Source organism: Listeria farberi, from assembly GCF_014229245.1.
Taxonomy (GTDB): Bacteria; Bacillota; Bacilli; order Lactobacillales; family Listeriaceae; genus Listeria; species Listeria farberi.
The window spans coordinates 156,919-175,367 of sequence record NZ_JAARZJ010000004.1 but is presented as its reverse complement, the minus strand read 5'-3'; the positions used below and the strand labels follow the sequence as shown (position 1 = coordinate 175,367).

The 18,449-nt window shown below is 36.2% G+C and carries 16 protein-coding genes; 15 read left to right on the top strand and 1 reads right to left on the bottom strand.

The genetic code is table 11. The features are described 5' to 3' along the window. Positions 1-53 precede the first annotated feature (53 nt). The 15 genes from HCB45_RS05255 to HCB45_RS05185 all read left to right on the top strand — a co-directional run bounded on the left by HCB45_RS05255 (position 54) and on the right by HCB45_RS05185 (position 16,218). The gene (locus HCB45_RS05255) at positions 54-557 is read left to right on the top strand and encodes an effector binding domain-containing protein (RefSeq protein ID WP_185619120.1); all 504 of its coding nucleotides are present in this window, start codon (positions 54-56) and stop codon (positions 555-557) included. A 113-nt stretch (positions 558-670) separates the two neighbouring features. Next, entirely contained in the window at positions 671-1,483 is an 813-nt protein-coding gene (locus tag HCB45_RS05250; protein ID WP_012581651.1) for a formate/nitrite transporter family protein, read from the top strand. Between the two features lie 222 nt (positions 1,484-1,705). Beyond that, the gene (locus tag HCB45_RS05245; RefSeq protein ID WP_185619118.1) at positions 1,706-3,172 is read left to right on the top strand and encodes an NAD-dependent succinate-semialdehyde dehydrogenase; all 1,467 of its coding nucleotides are present in this window, start codon (positions 1,706-1,708) and stop codon (positions 3,170-3,172) included. A 143-nt stretch (positions 3,173-3,315) separates the two neighbouring features. Next, positions 3,316-3,621 carry a PTS sugar transporter subunit IIB gene (locus tag HCB45_RS05240; protein WP_185318343.1) on the top strand — a complete coding sequence of 102 codons (306 nt, stop codon included), beginning with the start codon at positions 3,316-3,318 and terminating at the stop codon, positions 3,619-3,621. A gap of 4 nt (positions 3,622-3,625) precedes the next feature. Further along, positions 3,626-4,894, top strand: a complete 1,269-nt coding sequence (locus HCB45_RS05235) for a PTS sugar transporter subunit IIC (RefSeq protein WP_185619116.1) — start codon at positions 3,626-3,628, stop codon at positions 4,892-4,894. 14 nt (positions 4,895-4,908) lie between these two features. Next, positions 4,909-5,259: a PTS sugar transporter subunit IIA gene (locus tag HCB45_RS05230; protein WP_185619114.1), complete on the top strand. Its 351-nt coding sequence runs from the start codon at positions 4,909-4,911 to the stop codon at positions 5,257-5,259. Between the two features lie 11 nt (positions 5,260-5,270). Beyond that, positions 5,271-6,722 carry a glycoside hydrolase family 1 protein gene (locus tag HCB45_RS05225; RefSeq protein WP_185619112.1) on the top strand — a complete coding sequence of 484 codons (1,452 nt, stop codon included), beginning with the start codon at positions 5,271-5,273 and terminating at the stop codon, positions 6,720-6,722. Positions 6,723-6,794: 72 nt separating this feature from the next. Further along, positions 6,795-8,693 carry a BglG family transcription antiterminator gene (locus HCB45_RS05220; protein WP_185607640.1) on the top strand — a complete coding sequence of 633 codons (1,899 nt, stop codon included), beginning with the start codon at positions 6,795-6,797 and terminating at the stop codon, positions 8,691-8,693. A gap of 290 nt (positions 8,694-8,983) precedes the next feature. Then, positions 8,984-10,555, top strand: a complete 1,572-nt coding sequence (locus HCB45_RS05215) for a Vga family ABC-F type ribosomal protection protein (RefSeq protein ID WP_185619110.1) — start codon at positions 8,984-8,986, stop codon at positions 10,553-10,555. A gap of 121 nt (positions 10,556-10,676) precedes the next feature. Next, positions 10,677-11,717, top strand: a complete 1,041-nt coding sequence (locus HCB45_RS05210; protein WP_185607642.1) for a permease — start codon at positions 10,677-10,679, stop codon at positions 11,715-11,717. An 18-nt stretch (positions 11,718-11,735) separates the two neighbouring features. Continuing rightward, positions 11,736-12,575, top strand: coding sequence for a TIGR03943 family putative permease subunit (locus tag HCB45_RS05205; protein ID WP_185619108.1), 840 nt, complete (start codon positions 11,736-11,738; stop codon positions 12,573-12,575). A gap of 88 nt (positions 12,576-12,663) precedes the next feature. Next, positions 12,664-13,584 carry a type I pantothenate kinase gene (gene coaA, locus HCB45_RS05200; protein WP_185619106.1) on the top strand — a complete coding sequence of 307 codons (921 nt, stop codon included), beginning with the start codon at positions 12,664-12,666 and terminating at the stop codon, positions 13,582-13,584. 115 nt (positions 13,585-13,699) lie between these two features. After that, the gene (locus HCB45_RS05195; RefSeq protein WP_185619104.1) at positions 13,700-14,422 is read left to right on the top strand and encodes an ABC transporter ATP-binding protein; all 723 of its coding nucleotides are present in this window, start codon (positions 13,700-13,702) and stop codon (positions 14,420-14,422) included. After that, positions 14,422-15,537: an ABC transporter permease gene (locus tag HCB45_RS05190; RefSeq protein WP_185619102.1), complete on the top strand. Its 1,116-nt coding sequence runs from the start codon at positions 14,422-14,424 to the stop codon at positions 15,535-15,537. Before HCB45_RS05195 ends, HCB45_RS05190 begins: the two co-directional genes overlap by 1 nt. A gap of 24 nt (positions 15,538-15,561) precedes the next feature. Continuing rightward, positions 15,562-16,218, top strand: coding sequence for a TetR/AcrR family transcriptional regulator (locus HCB45_RS05185; protein WP_185318353.1), 657 nt, complete (start codon positions 15,562-15,564; stop codon positions 16,216-16,218). Between the two features lie 33 nt (positions 16,219-16,251). Here HCB45_RS05185 and ltaS read toward each other — a convergent pair whose 3' ends face one another. After that, entirely contained in the window at positions 16,252-18,213 is a 1,962-nt protein-coding gene (gene ltaS / locus HCB45_RS05180) for a lipoteichoic acid synthase LtaS (protein ID WP_185318354.1), read from the bottom strand. Positions 18,214-18,449: the final 236 nt, after the last annotated feature.

The following is an 18,449-nucleotide window of genomic DNA, read 5'->3' as shown; positions in this document are numbered from 1 at the left end:
AAATCATCTATGAATCTTCTGCTGTAATATTCTTTTTAAAAGGAGTGTTAATCATGGCGATTAAACTAGGACGATTAGAAGAATGGGAAGGTTTCACGGGTATTGCGCTTGTTCACGAAGGACTTAAAACAGAAGCATACCATACAAAAATTAAAAGTGCTTTTAAAGAAATGCTCGAACTTGCGCAAGAATTAGATGATTTTTCGGAAATTAAGCAATTCTATGGTATTTCTGTCCATAATATAGAAGATGGTATAACGTATTATACTGCAATACCAGTTGAGCAAAAATACGCGAACTTAAAAGACCCACTTGAATGGATTGAAGTTCCCGCTCATACTTATTTTGTGGCGGAACATATAGCTCGGACCGATATACTCGAAAGTTACGAGGAAATAGCACGGGCAATACAGGAAAAAGATTACAAACCGTATATTACTGCCAACAATCCAGTTTTTGATCCGTTACCATTTAAATTAGAAGTATATACAAAAAATGACGAAGAAAGTGCGGATATTGAAATTAGAATCCCTGTTGTAAAAGAACTCCATACGTAAAACGCGAGCTCGGACTTTTGTGCCGGGCTTTTTGATACTAGCAAGCTGTTTTTGATTATGCTATAATAAGAACGCAATTTTGTGATTATTTTAACAAGAAGGAAGGGATTCATGTGGGATATTATAGCCCGCAGGAAGTAACAGAGATTACGATTGAAAAAGGAACACAAAAAGCAAATTCGAGTACATTAACACTCGTTTTACTAGGTTTTTTAGGTGGCGCTTTTATATCTCTTGGTTACTTATTATACATACGTGCAGTGGGAACAATGCCTCACGAATGGGGCAGTTTTGCAACACTTATTGGTGCGAGTCTTTTTCCAGTTGGGCTTGTATGCATCTTACTTGGTGGAGGAGAATTAATCACTGGCAACATGATGGCGGTAGCGATTGCTTGGTATGACAAAAAGATTTCCTTCCAACAATTACTTAGAAACTGGGCGATTGTGTCCGTCATGAACTTAGTCGGCGCTTTTTTCGTCGCTTACTTCTTTGGGCATTTCGTCGGCTTAACTGAAGGAGATTTTTTACCAAAAACACTTGCAACAGCTGGAGCAAAAATTAACGATCCTTTCTGGGTTGCTTTTGTTTCAGGTATAGGGTGTAACTGGTTTGTTGGAATTGCTGTTTGGCTTTGTTACGCGGCAAAAGACTTTGCTGGGAAAATCCTCGGTATTTGGTTCCCCGTCATGGCTTTTGTAGCTATCGGATTTCAGCACGTTGTCGCCAATATGTTTATTATCCCAGCCGCAATTTTCGCTGGATACTATTCATGGGCAGATTTTATTTGGAACGTCATCCCAGTATACCTCGGAAATGTAGTCGGCGGAGCAGTTTTTGTCAGCCTTTTCTATTTCCTTGCATATAAGAAAAACGCACCGAAAAAAGTAAAAGAAGAAATACATCAACCAATTGAAGAAAGTTAATATAAAAAAACTAGTTGCGGTGATTGCAGCTAGTTTTTTTTGAAAAAATTAAAGTTTTTTTAAAAGTTGCTCGAGCCCATCATGCTGGGATGGAGCCAGTTTTCTTATAAACCATTTTCTGGGTTTAAGAGGAAAATCCTGATTAAATTTTTCGATTTGTGGAAAACACTATTATAAGCAACGATAGATTCGGACAGAAAAATTTACTAAGGAGTGGTATTTTTGAGTATTAAAGAAACAGCCTTACCAAAAGTTCAAACTAAATTATTTATTAATGGAAAATGGACAGACGGCGATAATAAAGAAACAAAAGATATTGTAAATCCAGCAAACGGTGAAGTCATCGCGAAAATTGCTCAAGCAGGACCTAACGAAACAAAAGAAGCGATTAAAGCTGCAAAACACGCTTTTCCCGATTGGGCTAAAATGGAACTAGCTGACCGCGTCAAACTCTTGCATAATATTGCTGATTTAATGGAAGAAAGAGCGGATACTTTAGCAAAAATTATGACCCTAGAACAAGGTAAACCATTAAAAGAATCAAAAGGAGAAGTTTTAACCGGTGCGGAAAATTTCCGATTCGCGGCGGAAGAAGCAAGAAGACTATACGGAGAAACAATCCCAGCTCCAAACAACCATGCGTTTATCGTAAAAAAACAACCAATTGGTGTAGTAGCAGCAATTACTCCGTGGAATTTCCCGGGTGGAATGGTGACACGAAAACTCGCACCAGCACTAGCTACAGGTAATACCATTGTTTTAAAACCATCTGGAGATACACCACTTTCGGCTTTAGCTATCTTTGAAATTTTTGAAGAAGCAGGCTTACCAAAAGGCGTTGCTAATATTGTCATGGGTAGCTCGAAAGAAATCGGTGAAACTTTAACAGATAGTGATGATGTCCGCAAATTAACGTTTACAGGCTCGACAAAAGTCGGCCAAACACTATTTAAACAATCTGCTGACACATTAAAGAAAATCTCGCTTGAACTTGGTGGACATGCACCATTTATCGTATTTGCGGATGCTAACCTTGAAGCTGCTGTAGATGATTTAATTGCAGCAAAATTCCGTAACAATGGCCAAGTATGTGTATCACCAAACCGCATTTTTGTTGCAAAAGAAATCAAAGAAAAATTCACTAAAGCATTAGTCGCTAAAGTAGAAAAACTAAAAGTCGGGAACGGTTTAGACGATGTCAATGTTGGCCCACTTATTCGCGAAGATGCCATCGACAAAATCGATAAACAACTTAAAAACGCGACGGATAAAGGCGCCAAAGTCCTAACTGGTGGCGAACGATTAACTGGCTCTGACTACAACAAAGGTAACTTCTATAAACCAACTGTTTTAGATAACGTCACTCGTGAAATGAACATCTTTTATGAAGAAACATTCGGTCCCGTAATTCCGCTCATCGTTTTTGAAACGGAAGACGAAGCAATTGAAATGGCGAATGATAGCGAATTCGGTCTCGCTTCTTATTTCTATACTAAAGATTTAGCACGCGTTGAAAAAGTTGGTGCAGCCTTAGAGTATGGTATGGTTGGTGCAAACGAAATCGCCATATCCAATCCAGAAACTCCATTTGGTGGTGTAAAACATTCAGGCTTTGGCCGTGAAAATGGTCATTACGGAATGGAAGAATACATCCAAGTGAAATTCATTAACTTAAAATATCGTGATTAAATCAAACGAGCATGGAACTCCTTCGCATCAAGCGAAGGGGTTCTTTTTTTGCGTACTTTCCTACCAGTAGGAAAAAAGTATATTTGTAAGCGGATTCAGTCATTTATATAATAAAAGTAAGTTAAGGAAAGGGAGGATACAAAATGAAAAACATTTTACTCATTTGTGGGTCAGGAGCTTCAAGTGGATTTATGGCAGCGGCGATTAGAAAAGCAGCAAAAAAACGTGGAGAACAAGTGACCGTGAAAGCAGCCAGTGAATCACAAATTGATGAAAGAATAAACGAAATCGATTATTTACTCATTGGTCCACATTTAGCCTATATGTTAGATGATTTAAAGCAAAAAGTAGCTGATAAAGATGTTTTAGTATCAGTCATTCCTCAAGCAACATATGGGACGCTTAACGGTGAAAAAGCACTTGATCTTATTTTAAATATGGAGGGATAAAAGGATGAACAACAAAGTGATGGATTTTATGACAAATAAATTTGCACCAAAAGTAAATAAAGTTGTTAAAAATCCTTGGGTATCAGCAATTCAAGATGCAATTATGTCTGCGCTTCCGCTCGTTTTTGTCGGTTCTTTAGTCACCATCGTTTCATTACTTAAAAATTTATTCCCCGGTATGCCTGATTTTTCGATGATAAGTAATTTTTCGTTTGGGATGTTTGGTTTAGTCGTAGCATTTTTAATCCCGTATTATCTAATGGAGAAAAAAGGGAATAGCAGTCAAAAATTAATTTCCGGAGCTACTGGACTTGTATTATTTTTAATGTTACTATTTCCGACTATTTCAGCAAATGGAGATGCCGTTTTTATTTTATCTAGATTTGGGGCAACTGGAATGTTCTTGTCCATTACAACAGGACTATTTGTTGGTTGTGTAATGAATTTTGCGGCGAAGCGTTCGCTGTTCAGTGAAGATACGCCAATACCTGATTTCGTTGTCGGCTGGTTTAACAGTTTACTACCAATTACTTTTATTTTAATCGTTGGTTGGTTAATTACAGTTCAATTTAATATCGATTTCTTTGAAGTTATTGTGGCTGTGTTTAGCCCACTCGCATCGATTGTACAATCTTATCCAGGTTTTGTGCTTTCAGTTTTCATTCCCGCTTTTCTTTATACATTCGGGATTTCTGGTTGGGTAATGATGCCAGCAATTTATCCAGTTTATATGGCAGGACTTGCAGAAAACTCACAAGCCGTAGCAAATGGTGCAAGTGCATCAAACATAGCAACTCAAGAAACAGTTTACGCGTTAATTTCAATCGGCGGAGTGGGAACAACATTATCGCTTTCGATTATGATGCTGATTTTAAGTAAATCTTTACAACTAAAAGCAATTGGAAAAGCAGTTATTGTTCCATCGATTTTTAACATCAACGAACCATTATTCTTCGGAGCACCAATTGCATTTAATCCATACTTAATGATACCAACATGGATTAACGCTTTCTTAGTCCCAAGTATCGCTTATTTCGTTATGTCAATGGATTTAGTAAGTATACCCGCGCAGTCGTTCTTGCTATGGTACATGCCTTACCCAGTAACATCTTATCTCGCAACACAAGATTTCCGTGCGGTTATTGTTTGTTTAGCGATTATCGTCATCACATGGCTGGTTTATCTTCCGTTCTTTAAAGCATACGATAATTCACTACTCAAACAAGAAAAATTAGACGCGATAGAAGCAGAGAAAGAAATGGTAACAAATTGATTGGAGGAACTAAAATGTCAGAGCAAGACTATGTTGAAGAAACAGATAGTTTAAATGAACTATCCATGAATATATTAATCCATGCAGGGAACGCAAGAAATGATTTAGTGAAAGGACTCAATCATTTAGAAGAACTAGAATTTAATGAAGCCGAGAAATTTATCGCCTCTGCGAAAAAAGAAATTGTCATTGCACATAGTCTGCAAACAGACACACTTCAATTAGAAGCTTCAGGTAACCAAATCCGTTATTCCACACTGTTCTGTCATGCTCAAGATACCTTAATGACAGCAAAAAGTGAAATACTAATCGGTGAGCATATGCTACGTTTATTCAAAAAAATGACCGAACTTACGAAAAAATAGGAGGTACAAGTATGTTTGAAAATTATCAGTTTCCAAAAGACTTCTTATGGGGTGGAGCTATCGCGGCCAACCAAGCAGAAGGCGCATTTAAAGTAGATGGAAAAGGAATTAGTTTGGCAGATTTGCACAAATATCATAAAGGTAAAACAAATGATGAGATTAGCGAGGAACAACATAAAGGCGTAAGTTTAGCAGATATTAAAGCAAGCATAGAAGATAAAGTAAACTATTATCCAAAACGCCATGGCATTGATTTTTATCATACGTATCCAGAGGACTTGGCTTTGCTTGCCGAAATGGGCTTTAAAACATTCCGAACTTCACTAGATTGGACACGGATTTTCCCAACTGGTGAAGAAGAGGAACCCAATGAAGCAGGACTAAAATATTATGACCAATTAATTGATAAAATTATCGAACTTGGCATGGAACCAATTATTACCATTTTGCATTATGAAACTCCAGTAGAAATTGTCTTAAACCATGGCGGATGGCATAATCGAAAAGTCATCGATTTATTTGAAAAATATGGTAAAACCGTACTTGATCGTTACAATAAAAAAGTGAAATATTGGATTGTTATTAACCAAATTAATTTAATCCAATTTGAGCCATTCAACTCAACTGCCATTCCATATGATGCTGTCGATGATTATTTATCCGCAACGTATCAAGCAGTTCATAATCAATTTGTCGCTAGTGCGAAAATTTATGAGTATGGAAAAGCGCTGAATCCTGAATTAATGATTGGTACGATGCTTGCCGATTGTACAGCTTATCCATTCTCATGCGATCCAGATGATATCGTTCTCGCAATGAAACGAAATCGCATGGAATATTTCTTCGCAGATGTGCAGTTCCAAGGCGAATACCCACAATATGCGCTTAACTACTTCGACGAAAATAACATTAATATTGAAATCACAGAAGAAGACAAAACTATTCTGCAAAAAAACACGATGGATTATCTAGCACTTTCCTATTATTATTCGCAAATGGTCGATTCTAAGAAAAATGATTTGGATCCTGCTTCGATTACCCCCAATCCACACTTAAAAGCAAATCCGTGGGGCTGGGCAGTCGATCCAAAAGGGCTATATAATGCTCTGTCACAATACTGGGATAGATACCATAAACCTATCATTATCGCCGAAAATGGCTTCGGAATGTACGACGAATTAGAACATGGCGAAATCCATGATGATTACCGCATTGATTATTTATCTGCCCATTTAAAAGAAATGAAACGCGCGATGTATGACGGGGTAGAAGTGATCGCATATTGCGCATGGGGCCCAATTGACATCGTTAGTTGTTCTTCCGCGCAAATGGAAAAAAGATACGGTTTCATTTACGTTGATTTAGATAACGAAGGAAACGGCACAGGCAAAAGAATTAAAAAAGACAGCTTTTCATGGTATAAAAAAGTAATAGAGTCTAATGGGGAAGACCTAGAAGTTTAATGTAACAGAAGCGCCAGTTGTGGTAGTTGATAGCTAAAACAACTGGCTTTCGATATATAGGGGGTAACAGGAATGGATACTCAAAAAGAAATACTAGCTTATTTGTATAAACAAGAAGACAAGTGGGTTACCTCAAATGAGTTAGCAGATTTTTGCGAGTGTACAACAAGAACCATTCGCAACAATATCTACAAGATAAATGAAGCGACGCCAAATCTAATTAATTCAACTAAGCAAGGGTATCAAATTAACTCGGCCATCCACTACGATTTTCAAGCAGGAAGTGATATAACAGAACGAAAATCAAAATTATTACTAGAATTAATTAAAAACTCTACAACAGGCGTTGATTTATTTGATCTCGCAGAAATTCTTTTTATTTCAGAGGTCACTTTAAAAAAAGATATTCAACAATTAAAAAACGAACTGAAAGAAGCAAACGTACAGATTGTCATTGATAAAAATCGAATTAAACTCGTCGGAAAAGAGCGCGCCAAAAGAAAGTATATGATTTCTTTATTATATGAAGAAGGCGGCTACCGTGAAAGCATCAAAGGGCACATCCAAGAAATGCTGGAAATAGTTTCGATTGATAAGCTTCAAAGTATTGTAAAAGAAGTTCTAGCAAAAGAAGCTATTACAACAAATCCATACTCGATGATGAATATTGTTTTACATTACGCCATCAGTATCGTTCGCATCCAACAAGGAAATACGCTCATCGAAACGCAAAAAACGCTTATTAGAAAACACTCTAAAGAATACGAAATCTCAAAAAAAATAGCCGGAATACTCTCAGAAGAATACCAAATTCATTTTTCAGAAGCAGAAACAAAGCAACTTGGCCTTCTTTATGTTGGCCTTCAAAACGAGCAGGCAGCCAATGCCAACCAAGCTGAATTAGAACAATTTGTGGATAGAAAAATCATTGAAGCACTTAAAATAGTACTCACTAACGTGGAAGAAATGTACCTCATTGATCTTCAAAACGAGCAACTTTTTATTAAACTTGCTATTCATGTACAAAGCTTATATTACCGTTCACGTTACAAAGCTTATACAAGAAATTTAAGTTTACTAGATATTAAAACCTCTTATCCTGTAACCTTTGACATCGCAGTTTACATTTCCTCTTTACTACAAGAAAAACTAGCAATTGACTTTAATGAAGACGAAATTTCCTTTATTGCACTACATATCGGTTCTTTTTTAGAGAGCGAAAACCGTGATTATATCAAACTAGAAATCGGTATTCTTGTTGATGATTACCATGATTTAAAAAATAATATGCTAAAAAAACTACGCGCCTTATTTGAAAAAGAGGCAACCATTGAAGTTATTGAAAATGAGCGATGCGATGAACATTACGATATTATTTTAACGACAAACCGGGACAGCGCTCTCGAAAAAGCTGGTTCGATTTTTATTCATCCATTACTCACTGCAAAAGATATTAAAAAAATTACGAGCAGAATCCATACAAAGAAAAAAATACTCGAAAACAATCTACTTGGACAACAAATTGACCGCTATATAGTCCCGTCACTCTATTCTAATCAAATTGATCCCTCAGAACTCACACCACAAAAAATAAGAGGACAAATGGTGTCTAAAATGGAAAAACAAGCCTTTGTGACCGCTGATTTTAAAGAAAAAGTTGAAAAAAGGGAACAAATGGCCCCAACTAGCTTTCCCTCAGGTATTGCAATACCACATTCAATTAAAAACGATGCCCTCCGTAGCGGTGTTTCGATTATGACACTTCAAGAACCAATCTATTGGAATGAGGTCAAAGTAAAATTGGTTGCTCTTGTAGCCATCAGTAAAAAAGACGCCAATGAATTTAACGAGTTCTTTGAAAAATTTGTGGAAATTGTTTCTGAACCAATCAATGCTAAACGCTTATCAATGGCAGAAAGTTTCGCAGAGTTTATCCAAAAACTAAAAATGATGGTGGAAGAAAGTGAATAATTGGTCACAAATTGAGCCGTGTATTTTGAGCTGCACGGCTTTTTTAGCTTGAAGGATTTACTAAATTGAGCTATAATGTAAACATCAAACGAAAAGGAGTGTTATCTTAAGCCAATGAAATTCTAATCCTGTATTATATGAAAAAATGAAGAAAGCTATCCATTTCTCGGGTAGAAACTATTTTTTCGGACGGGATTCGTATGTTCATTTCGCATGATAACTCTAGCTATAGCCTTTTTTGGCGTAGTTTCGCGGATTCCTCTCTGAAAATATTCAGGAGGTTATTTTTTATGTCAATAATCGAAATAAACCAATTAAAAATAGAAATAGGGGACAGAACTTTAGTAGAAATCCCGCACCTGTTAGTAGACAAGAAAGCAAGAATTGGCATCATTGGTCAAAATGGCTTAGGGAAAACAACGCTTATGGAAGTAATCGCTGGCGTTATAGAAGCCACATCAGGAAACATTACTTCATACGGAAAACTCGCTTATATCAAGCAACTTTCTACCGATAAAAGCACACAAAGTGGCGGGGAAAAAACAAGAAAAGCAATTCAACATGCCATGCGACAAAATCCAAGCATACTTTTAGCAGATGAACCAACAAGCAACTTAGATGTCGAAAGCGTTAAACATTTAGAACGGCAGTGGAACGATTTTCACGGCGCCCTAATGATAATTTCCCATGACCGCGCCTTTTTAGACGCACTATGTACAGAAATATGGGAAATTAAAAATCAAGAAATTCAAGTTTACAAAGGAAACTATCACGATTATATAGAGCAGAAAAAACAACAAGAAAACCAAGCTGAACTTGCCTACAAAGAATTTAAAAACAAAAAGAAACAACTACAAGCATCACAAAACTATCACGAAATTGAAGCAGGACGAATTGTAAAACCAGGGAAACGTCTAAATAACAAAGAAGCAAGCGCCTTTAAAGCTGGAAAAGGCACACAACAAAAGAAACAACATAGTACAATTAAAGCCTTAGAAAAACGGATTGAGCGGCTTGGAAATGTCGAGAAACCACGCACTACAAAGCCAATTAAAATCGTCACGCCCGATAACCGATTAATAAAAAAAGGTAGTACGATATTAAGCGCAAAAGAAGCAACCTTCGAAATTGCAGGAAAAACATTGTTTGAAACAAAGGCATTCTCGATTAAAGCAGGAGATAAAGTAGCGCTTATTGGTGAAAATGCGAGCGGTAAAACCACTTTTTTGAGAGAAATTATCCAAGAAAATCCAACTATTACTTGTAACAATCAAGCTAAACTCGCTTATTTTGATCAAGAACTAAAAGGGTTAGATTTAGCGAAGACGCTCATAGAAAACATCACAGATAGGAGCGTTCAAACACAGCAAGTAAACAGAGATGTGCTTGGAAGTATGCATTTTAAAGAAAGTGATTTGCAAAAAGAAGTCGGGATGCTTTCTGGTGGAGAACGAGTGAAGTTACTTCTCAGTATGCTTCTTGTCAGTGATGCGAATTTCCTGATACTTGATGAACCAACCAACTATTTAGACATCTACGCAATGGAAGCTTTGGAAATGCTCATAAAACAATTTACCGGAACAGTGTTATTTGTTTCGCATGATAGGACGTTTGTAAATCAAGTTGCAGAAGAATTACTCGTGATAGAAGACAAACAAATGACGTTCCACAGAATGACTTTCTCAGAATATGAAGAAAGTAAAGCCCCAAGTCGTGTAACAGAAGAAGATAAATTGATTTTAGAAATGCGAATGTCAGAAATTGCTGCGAAACTCATGCAACCAAATTTAAAACCAGCAGAAAAGGCAATTCTCGAACAAGATTATCAAGAAATTATTACTAAAAGACAACAATTTAGTTAGATTGTTGTCTTTTTATTCAAGCAAAATAAAAAATATAGTCATTTATCTTTTACTTGATTTCTTCAAAAGATAGGCTTAGAATCAAATAGTTATTAAAAAGAGTTAAGAAAGAAGGAATCCTATGTTTAGTCATCTGCCGGATTCATTCCTACAAATGAATACCATATTTATATCTATTTTGATAGAAGCGCTGCCGTTTGTATTAATTGGCGTATTTATTGCTGGTTTTATTCAAATGTTTATTTCTGAAAAATTTATTGCTCGCGTTATTCCAAAAAATAAATTCCTAGCAGTCATTGTTGGCTCGCTTATTGGTGTATTTTTCCCTTCCTGTGAATGCGGCATTGTGCCGATTGTTCGTAATCTACTTGCAAAAGGAGTACCGCTTCATGCTGGAATTGCCTTCATGCTCACAGCTCCAATTATTAACCCAGTAGTCTTATTTTCTACGTATGTTGCATTTGGGAGTACTTGGGAAGTTCCACTTTTACGCGTTGCTGGAAGCCTTGTAGTAGCACTCGTTGTTGGAAATATTATCGCTTATTTTTATAAAGGAACTGGTTTGAAAGAACGGTTTTTACAATATGAAGCTGCCAGTGAAAAAGTTGCTGTACCAGCTGGAAACTTAGCCCTTGCAGGAGGTCCGAGTGGGGATGTAACAACAACGAAATTTCAAGTTTTAACAACAGAAGAAGCTCAGGCTGAACCAGAGCACGACCATGCGCACCATCATCACGGTGAAGAGCATACACATGAAAAAATGTCTTTTAGCCAAAAAGTTTGGCATACCGTACAGCATGCAGTTGACGAATTCTTTTCTGTCGGCAAGTATCTAGTTTTTGGTGCCTTAATTGCTGCAGCGATGCAAACATATATTAAAACTTCGACGCTTGTATCCATTGGACATGGTCCGATTTTATCTATTTTATTAATGATGGTTCTAGCTTTTATTTTATCTTTATGTTCAGAAGCAGATGCTTTTATTGGCGCTTCCTTCCGAAGTGTATTTTCCACACAATCCATCGTTGCATTTTTAGTGTTTGGTCCAATGCTTGATATTAAAAATTTAATGATGATGCTAGGAGCTTTTAAAGCAAAATTTGTCTTATTAATTGTTACAAGTGTAACGATTGTCGTCTTTTTATACGCCTTGGTTATTTAACAGAAAGCAGGTGAATACATGTTTCGAGTTTTTATTTTATTTGGATTTGGCTTTTATTTAATGCAGCTACATATTTCTGGTGACATCAGTAAATATATTAATATGAAATACGCTTATTTATCTTTTTCAGCCATGATTGCCGCATTTTTACTTGCAATTATTCAGCTTATTATGGTTTTTCGTGATGAAGATATTGGCGCAAAGACAGAGCATATGGGGCATACTCACGATGGTGAGAATACTATTTTAAAAAAAATCATGGTGTATGGTTTACTTTCCTATGCCTTAATTGCTGGCTTTCTTTTCCCAGTTGCGACACTTGATTCAACCATTGTTTCCGCGAAAGGATTTCATTTTCCGAAAAATAATGCTGCGGGTGATGATCCTTATGCCCAAAATCAGTTTTTAAGACCTGATACAAGTGGCTATTTTGGAGAAACAGATTATGAAAAAATGATGGCGAAAGAAAAAGCCGAAATTATCGATCAAAATCCAATCAAAGTAACCGAAAGCAACTATTTAATGACAATGGAAATTCTCTATAACTATCCTGGTGAGTTTACTGGCAAAGAAATCGAATTTACCGGTTTTGTTTATAACGATGAAGTGACCAAAGATAATAATTTATTCTTATTTCGATTTGGAATTATTCATTGTGTAGCGGACTCTGGCGTATTTGGGATGCTCGTTCAAATGCCCGAAAAGACAAATTTCAAAAACGATACCTGGCTTACGGTAAAAGGAACAATCACTCAAGAGTACTATTCACCTTTTAAAATGAATATCCCGTCTGTACAAGTAGATAGCTATAAAGAAGTAGCAAAACCAAAATCAGTTTATGTCTATCGTAAATATTAAATCGCTACTTGCGGATTTATGCGGCTTGCGTTATCCTTAAATAAAGCTGTTTACGTTTTCACGAATGAACTAAAGGATGGAACATTGAATGAATGATTACAACCACTACTTTCATTTCCCACGAGAAGAATGGCGCAAGTTGGAAGTGAGTAAAGATCAAATTTTAACTGCAGAGGAACTGGAAGAAATACGTGGTTTAAATGACCGGATTTCTTTACAAGATATCTCTGAAATCTATTTACCATTAATAAAACTAATTGCGATTCAATACCATGAAGCGATTTTTATTCATGGCGAAAAAATGGAATACTTAAAGAAAAAAGAATCGCGTGCACCATTTATCATTGCTCTAGCAGGTAGTGTTGCAGTGGGTAAAAGTACAACAGCACGTGTATTTAAACTAATGCTAGATCGTTGGTTTTCAAAAACAAGGCAAGTAGAGCTTGTAACAACAGACGGTTTTCTCTACCCTAACAAGGTTTTAGAAGAACGTGGAATTATGAATAAAAAAGGATTTCCAGAAAGCTATGACCGCGAACGTTTTGCCAAGTTTCTAACCGATTTAAAAGCAAATAAAGAAGATGTTGAAGTACCACTTTATTCGCATTTTACGTACGATGTTTTAGATGAAACACGCGTAATTCATAATCCGGATATCGTTATCATTGAAGGAATCAACGTTCTTCAAGCCGATCAACATGAAAGCTTGTTTCCAAGTGATTTCTTTGATTTCTCAGTTTATATGGATGCAAGTGAAGCGGATATTAAGAAATGGTACTTAGAACGTTTCTTCATGCTTCGCGAAACAGCTTTCCAAAATGAAAGCTCTTATTTCCACCCATATACTAAAATTAGCAAACAAGAAGCAGAAACTTTTGCGCTTGGTGTTTGGGATACAATCAATGGTGTCAATTTAAAAGAAAACATTGAGAAAACAAAATATCGTGCTGATTTAGTGCTTCATAAAGGCACGGATCATCTCATTTCAGATATTTATTTACGCAAATAATCGAATGCAGAGAGAAGAAAACTTTCTCGAAGCGTTCGGTTTTTTCTTTACATTGAAGAAAATTCGAGTAAAATAGAAAGTGAGTAATCACTCATTTTAAGAAGGAGGGAATGTAATGACGGAAATCGCAATTAATGTGATGAATTTAGATGTAAAAATCGGCAAGAAACCCATCTTATCAGATATGTCTCTTGATATCGAGAAGGGCGAGATTTTTGGCTTAATCGGTCCATCTGGTGCTGGTAAAACAACTCTTGTTAAAACTATCATCGGCATGGAGAAAGCAACAAGTGGACAAACGAAAGTACTAGGAAACGTAATGCCGAATTTGCCTGTAATTAGCAAAATCGGTTATATGGCTCAGTCAGATGCACTTTATACTGATTTAACTGCTAAAGAGAACTTAGATTTTTTTGCTTCACTTTATTCTATTAAAGGTATGGCTAAAAAAGACCGAATCAACTACGCGACAAACCTAGTTAATCTACAAAACGATTTAACAAAAAAGGTGAATAATTTTTCAGGTGGAATGAAACGCAGGTTATCTCTCGCTATTTCTGTCCTTGCAGATCCTGATGTTTTAATATTAGATGAGCCAACTGTCGGAATTGATCCAGAACTAAGAAAAACTATTTGGGAAGAACTGGATGATCTCAAGGCAAGTGGCAAATGTATCCTTGTAACGACACACGTGATGGATGAAGCCGAAAAATGTGATAGGCTTGCTATGATTAGAAATGGAAAAATAATTGCCATAGGGACCCCAGAAGAGCTCTCAAGCAAAACTTCATCTGGCAAACTAGAAGATGCCTTTTTAGAGTTTGGAGGGAAGAACTAATGCGAATATTTGCGATCGTCAAACGCATCATAAACCAGTTCCGGCGAGATAAACGGACGCTTGCTTTAATGTTTCTTGCGCCACTTTTACTTATTACATTACTAACTTACTTATTTGAAGGCGATACAGTGAAGCCGGTTGTCGGAGTGAGCGGACTTTCGAGCTCTATGGTAAAAGAACTAAAAGAAAATGATTTAACAATCAAGACTTACCCAGACAACACGGACGTAACTGCGAAAATTAAAGATGCTAATCTTGACGCGTTCTTTCAACAAGATGGCGAGAAAATCAAAGTGACATACGAAAATAGTGAACCAAGCTTAAGTAAAGAAATCGGTTTAAAACTACAAAAAGCTCTGATGGCCGAGCAACAAGTTCAAGTAAAGAAACAAGCCAAAACAACAGGAGAAGCACTTGCCAAAGCTGGAATTGATCCAAACTCGCTTCCATCGCTTACAAACAGCCCTGAAAAGCTAACCATTTCAACCGATTACGTTTATGGCGACAAAGATACTAGCTTTTTCGACACAATTAGCCCGATTTTCATTGGCTTTTTCGTATTCTTCTTCGTATTTCTAATCGCTGGGATTTCCTTTTTGAGAGAACGGACAACAGGAACGCTTGAGCGACTCATGGCAACCCCTATTAAACGCATCGAACTAGAGTTAGGATATTTGATAGGCTTTGGTATTTTTGCACTACTACAGTCTATTTTAGTCGCAGTATTCTCCATTCAAGTACTTGGCATGATGCAAAATGGCTCTTTATTCTATGTGTTACTCATTACGTTAACTCTTGGAATGGTCTCCTTAGCACTAGGAATTTTACTTTCTACTTTTGCAAATAATGAATTTCAAATCGTTCAATTTATCCCTATTGTAATCGTGCCACAAGTCTTGTTTTGTGGGATTTTCCCGCTCGATGGCATGGCAGATTGGCTCGTATGGATTGCGCACATTATGCCGCTATACTACGGTGCAAATGCACTAACATCTATTATGGTGAAAGGAGAAGGATTTTCATCATTTGCAAATGATTTTTATATTTTATTAGGTTTTGTACTCGTATTTGTTATATTAAATATTTTTGCTTTGAAAAAATATCGGAAAGTTTAATTTAATGAGAAAGGAAGAAAAAAAGTGGATGCAGAAGGAGATATCTTGCGTCAAATGCTTGATTTGACAGAAAAAGAAACTAAAATGAGCGAAAAGCAGCGCCGAATTGTAGCAGCTTCTATTGAGCTTTTTGCAGAAAAAGGTTATGCAGGAACATCTACAAATGAAATAGCAAAAAAAGCGGGCGTAGCTGAAGGAACCATTTTTAGACATTATAAAACAAAGAAAGATTTACTAATGGCGATTACGATGCCGACATTGATTGGAGGGGTTATACCATTCTTGGCTCAAAGCTTTGTTAAAGAAGTTTTTGAAAGTGAGTATCCAGATTTCCAGTCGTTTATTCGCGAAATTATCGTTAACCGTTTTGAATTTGCAAAAGAGAATGGTAAAGTCATCAAAATATACTTTATGGAATTGTTTTACCATGATGAACTTAGAGCGCAGTTTTCTCAGATTTTTATGACGCATGTAAAAGGACAGTTTGACCAAATGATTGATTTTTATAAGGCACGTGGAGAGATTATTGATATGCCTAACAGTACGATTATGAGGGCACTGATTACGAATATAGTTGGTTTTATGTTAACTAGGTTTGTTGTGATGCCAGAAGCTAACTGGAACGATGCAAAAGAAATAGATGATACGGTTTCTTATATCATGAGAGGTTTAAGTAAATAAAAAGTGAGTCCAGGATTTGCTGGACTCACTTTTTTATTTAGTAGAAGAATCAGTTGATTTCTTCTTATTATAATTGTATTTACTTGGGTCTACCTTTTTGAAGCCATCAGGAGCATAGAATCTTAATAAGTCTCCTTGTAAAACAGAATCAGAAAGCTCTAATTCTTTGGATACCTTCTCTTTCGTTTCTTTCATTTCTTTTGTTTCTGTAGCAATCGGTTCCCCAGTTTGCTGATTATACATGTTACCACCAATCATTGAATAGGTAGGAGTTATATAATCACCATTTCGGAATGGAACCAGTTGTTTATGGTCTTTAGAAAGTAAATCTGTACCAAATTGCAAATACTCTTTATTATCAACACCAAGTAAGTGAAGTAATGTAGGAAGTAAGTCAACTTGACCACCGTATTGTTCTTGAACGCCACCTTGAACACCAGGAACGTGAATCATTAAAGGTACACGTTGCGCTTGAGCATTTTCGAAAGTGTTGTAATCTTTACCAAGAATTTTTGTCATTGCTTCTTCATGGTTGTCGGAAATACCATAATGGTCACCGTACATGATAATGACAGAATTATCGTAAAGACCAGATTCCTTCAAGTAATCAACAAAGCTTTTCACAGATTCGTCTAAATAACGAGCTGTTTGGAAATACGTATCTACAGATGAATCACCAGTTGTCGCTGGTGCAATCGAAGCATCTTTCTCATCAATTGGATAAGGGAAGTGATTCGTAAGCGTAATAAATTTCGTGTAAAACGGTTGTTGTAATGATGATAGGTATTCTTCAGACTCTTTAAAGAATGGTTTATCTTTTAGTCCGTAGTTAGAAACATCTGCTTCGTTCATATCATAGTAACTAGCATCAAAGAAATTATCGTAACCAAATTGTTTATAAATTTCATCACGATTCCAAAAGCTCTTATAGTTCCCGTGGAAGACAGCGCTAGTGTAGCCTTGTTGGCCTAAAATAGCAGATGCTGATTCATATGTGTTTTGACCTTTAGTAGTAAAGGCAGAACCTTGAGGCAAGCCATAAAGCGAGTTCTCAAGTAACATTTCGGAGTCAGCTGTTTTACCTTGACCTGTTTGGTGGAAGAAGTTTGTAAAGCTTAGCGTATTTTGATCTTTAAAGAAAGAGTTAATAAACGGCGTTACTTCTTCTCCATTTAATTTATAATTCACTAGGAATTGTTGGAAACTTTCTAAATGAATATAAATAACGTTTTTGCCTTTTGCTTTACCGAAATATTCCGGGTTTGGTGCGGCATACTTGGATTTAGTATAGTTTAAAACTTCTGTAACATCACTACTATCAGCAAGTGCACGCTGCGTAGATGATTCGGTGCTTTTTACTGCATCATAGATTTGATAGTTAGTCATACCAAGATATTTTACAATATAATTTCTATCAAATGTTCTTGTTAATAGTTGCGGACGATCAATTTCTGCAAGTCCCAAGTTACCAAAGAACATCGCGATACCAAGCGTTAGAACTCCAACTACTTTTCTCGCACGAATACGGGCTGTTTTGTTTGGTTTTACAAAACGGAAAGCAAGTAGTGCAATTAAAATGATAATATCCGCGAAGTAAATAATATCGTGCCAGCTGAGTAACGCTGTGATACTACTTCCCATATCACCCATGTTTTGCATTTGTTTTGCATTTAGATTCGGAAGCGTAATGAAATCACTAAAGAATCGATAATATACAATATTTGCGTAAAGAATAAAGCTCATTAAAAAGTCAATGACAATAATCCAGATAAATGAACGGCGTCCTTTAGCAAAAAGTGCGAGACCTAAGAAGAATATGGCCCCACTTAATGGATTTATGAACAGCAAGATTTGCTGCATTAGGTTCTCAATGCCGAGTTTAAATTCAAGTTGATATGCAATATACGTTTTTAGCCAATAAAGAATGACGGCTAGAACAAAAAATCCATAATTTTTGCTTAAAAACGTTTGGATTTTTATTTTCCAATCCTTCATGAAACACCTCTCCTACACACTATTTACTCATTTTAATTATTATTTTTGAAATGAAAAAAGAAGCTGTAATATGTTGAAAAAAACAATTTCACACAGCACCCACTTTAACATAATTCTAACACAAGATTAATAAAAGGCAAGTTATAACATATACATCTGAAGTATGATTTATTAACACGTAGGCTTATTTAACTAGCCAAAAAAGAACCATTTAAGATAGAATTCTGCTAGAATAA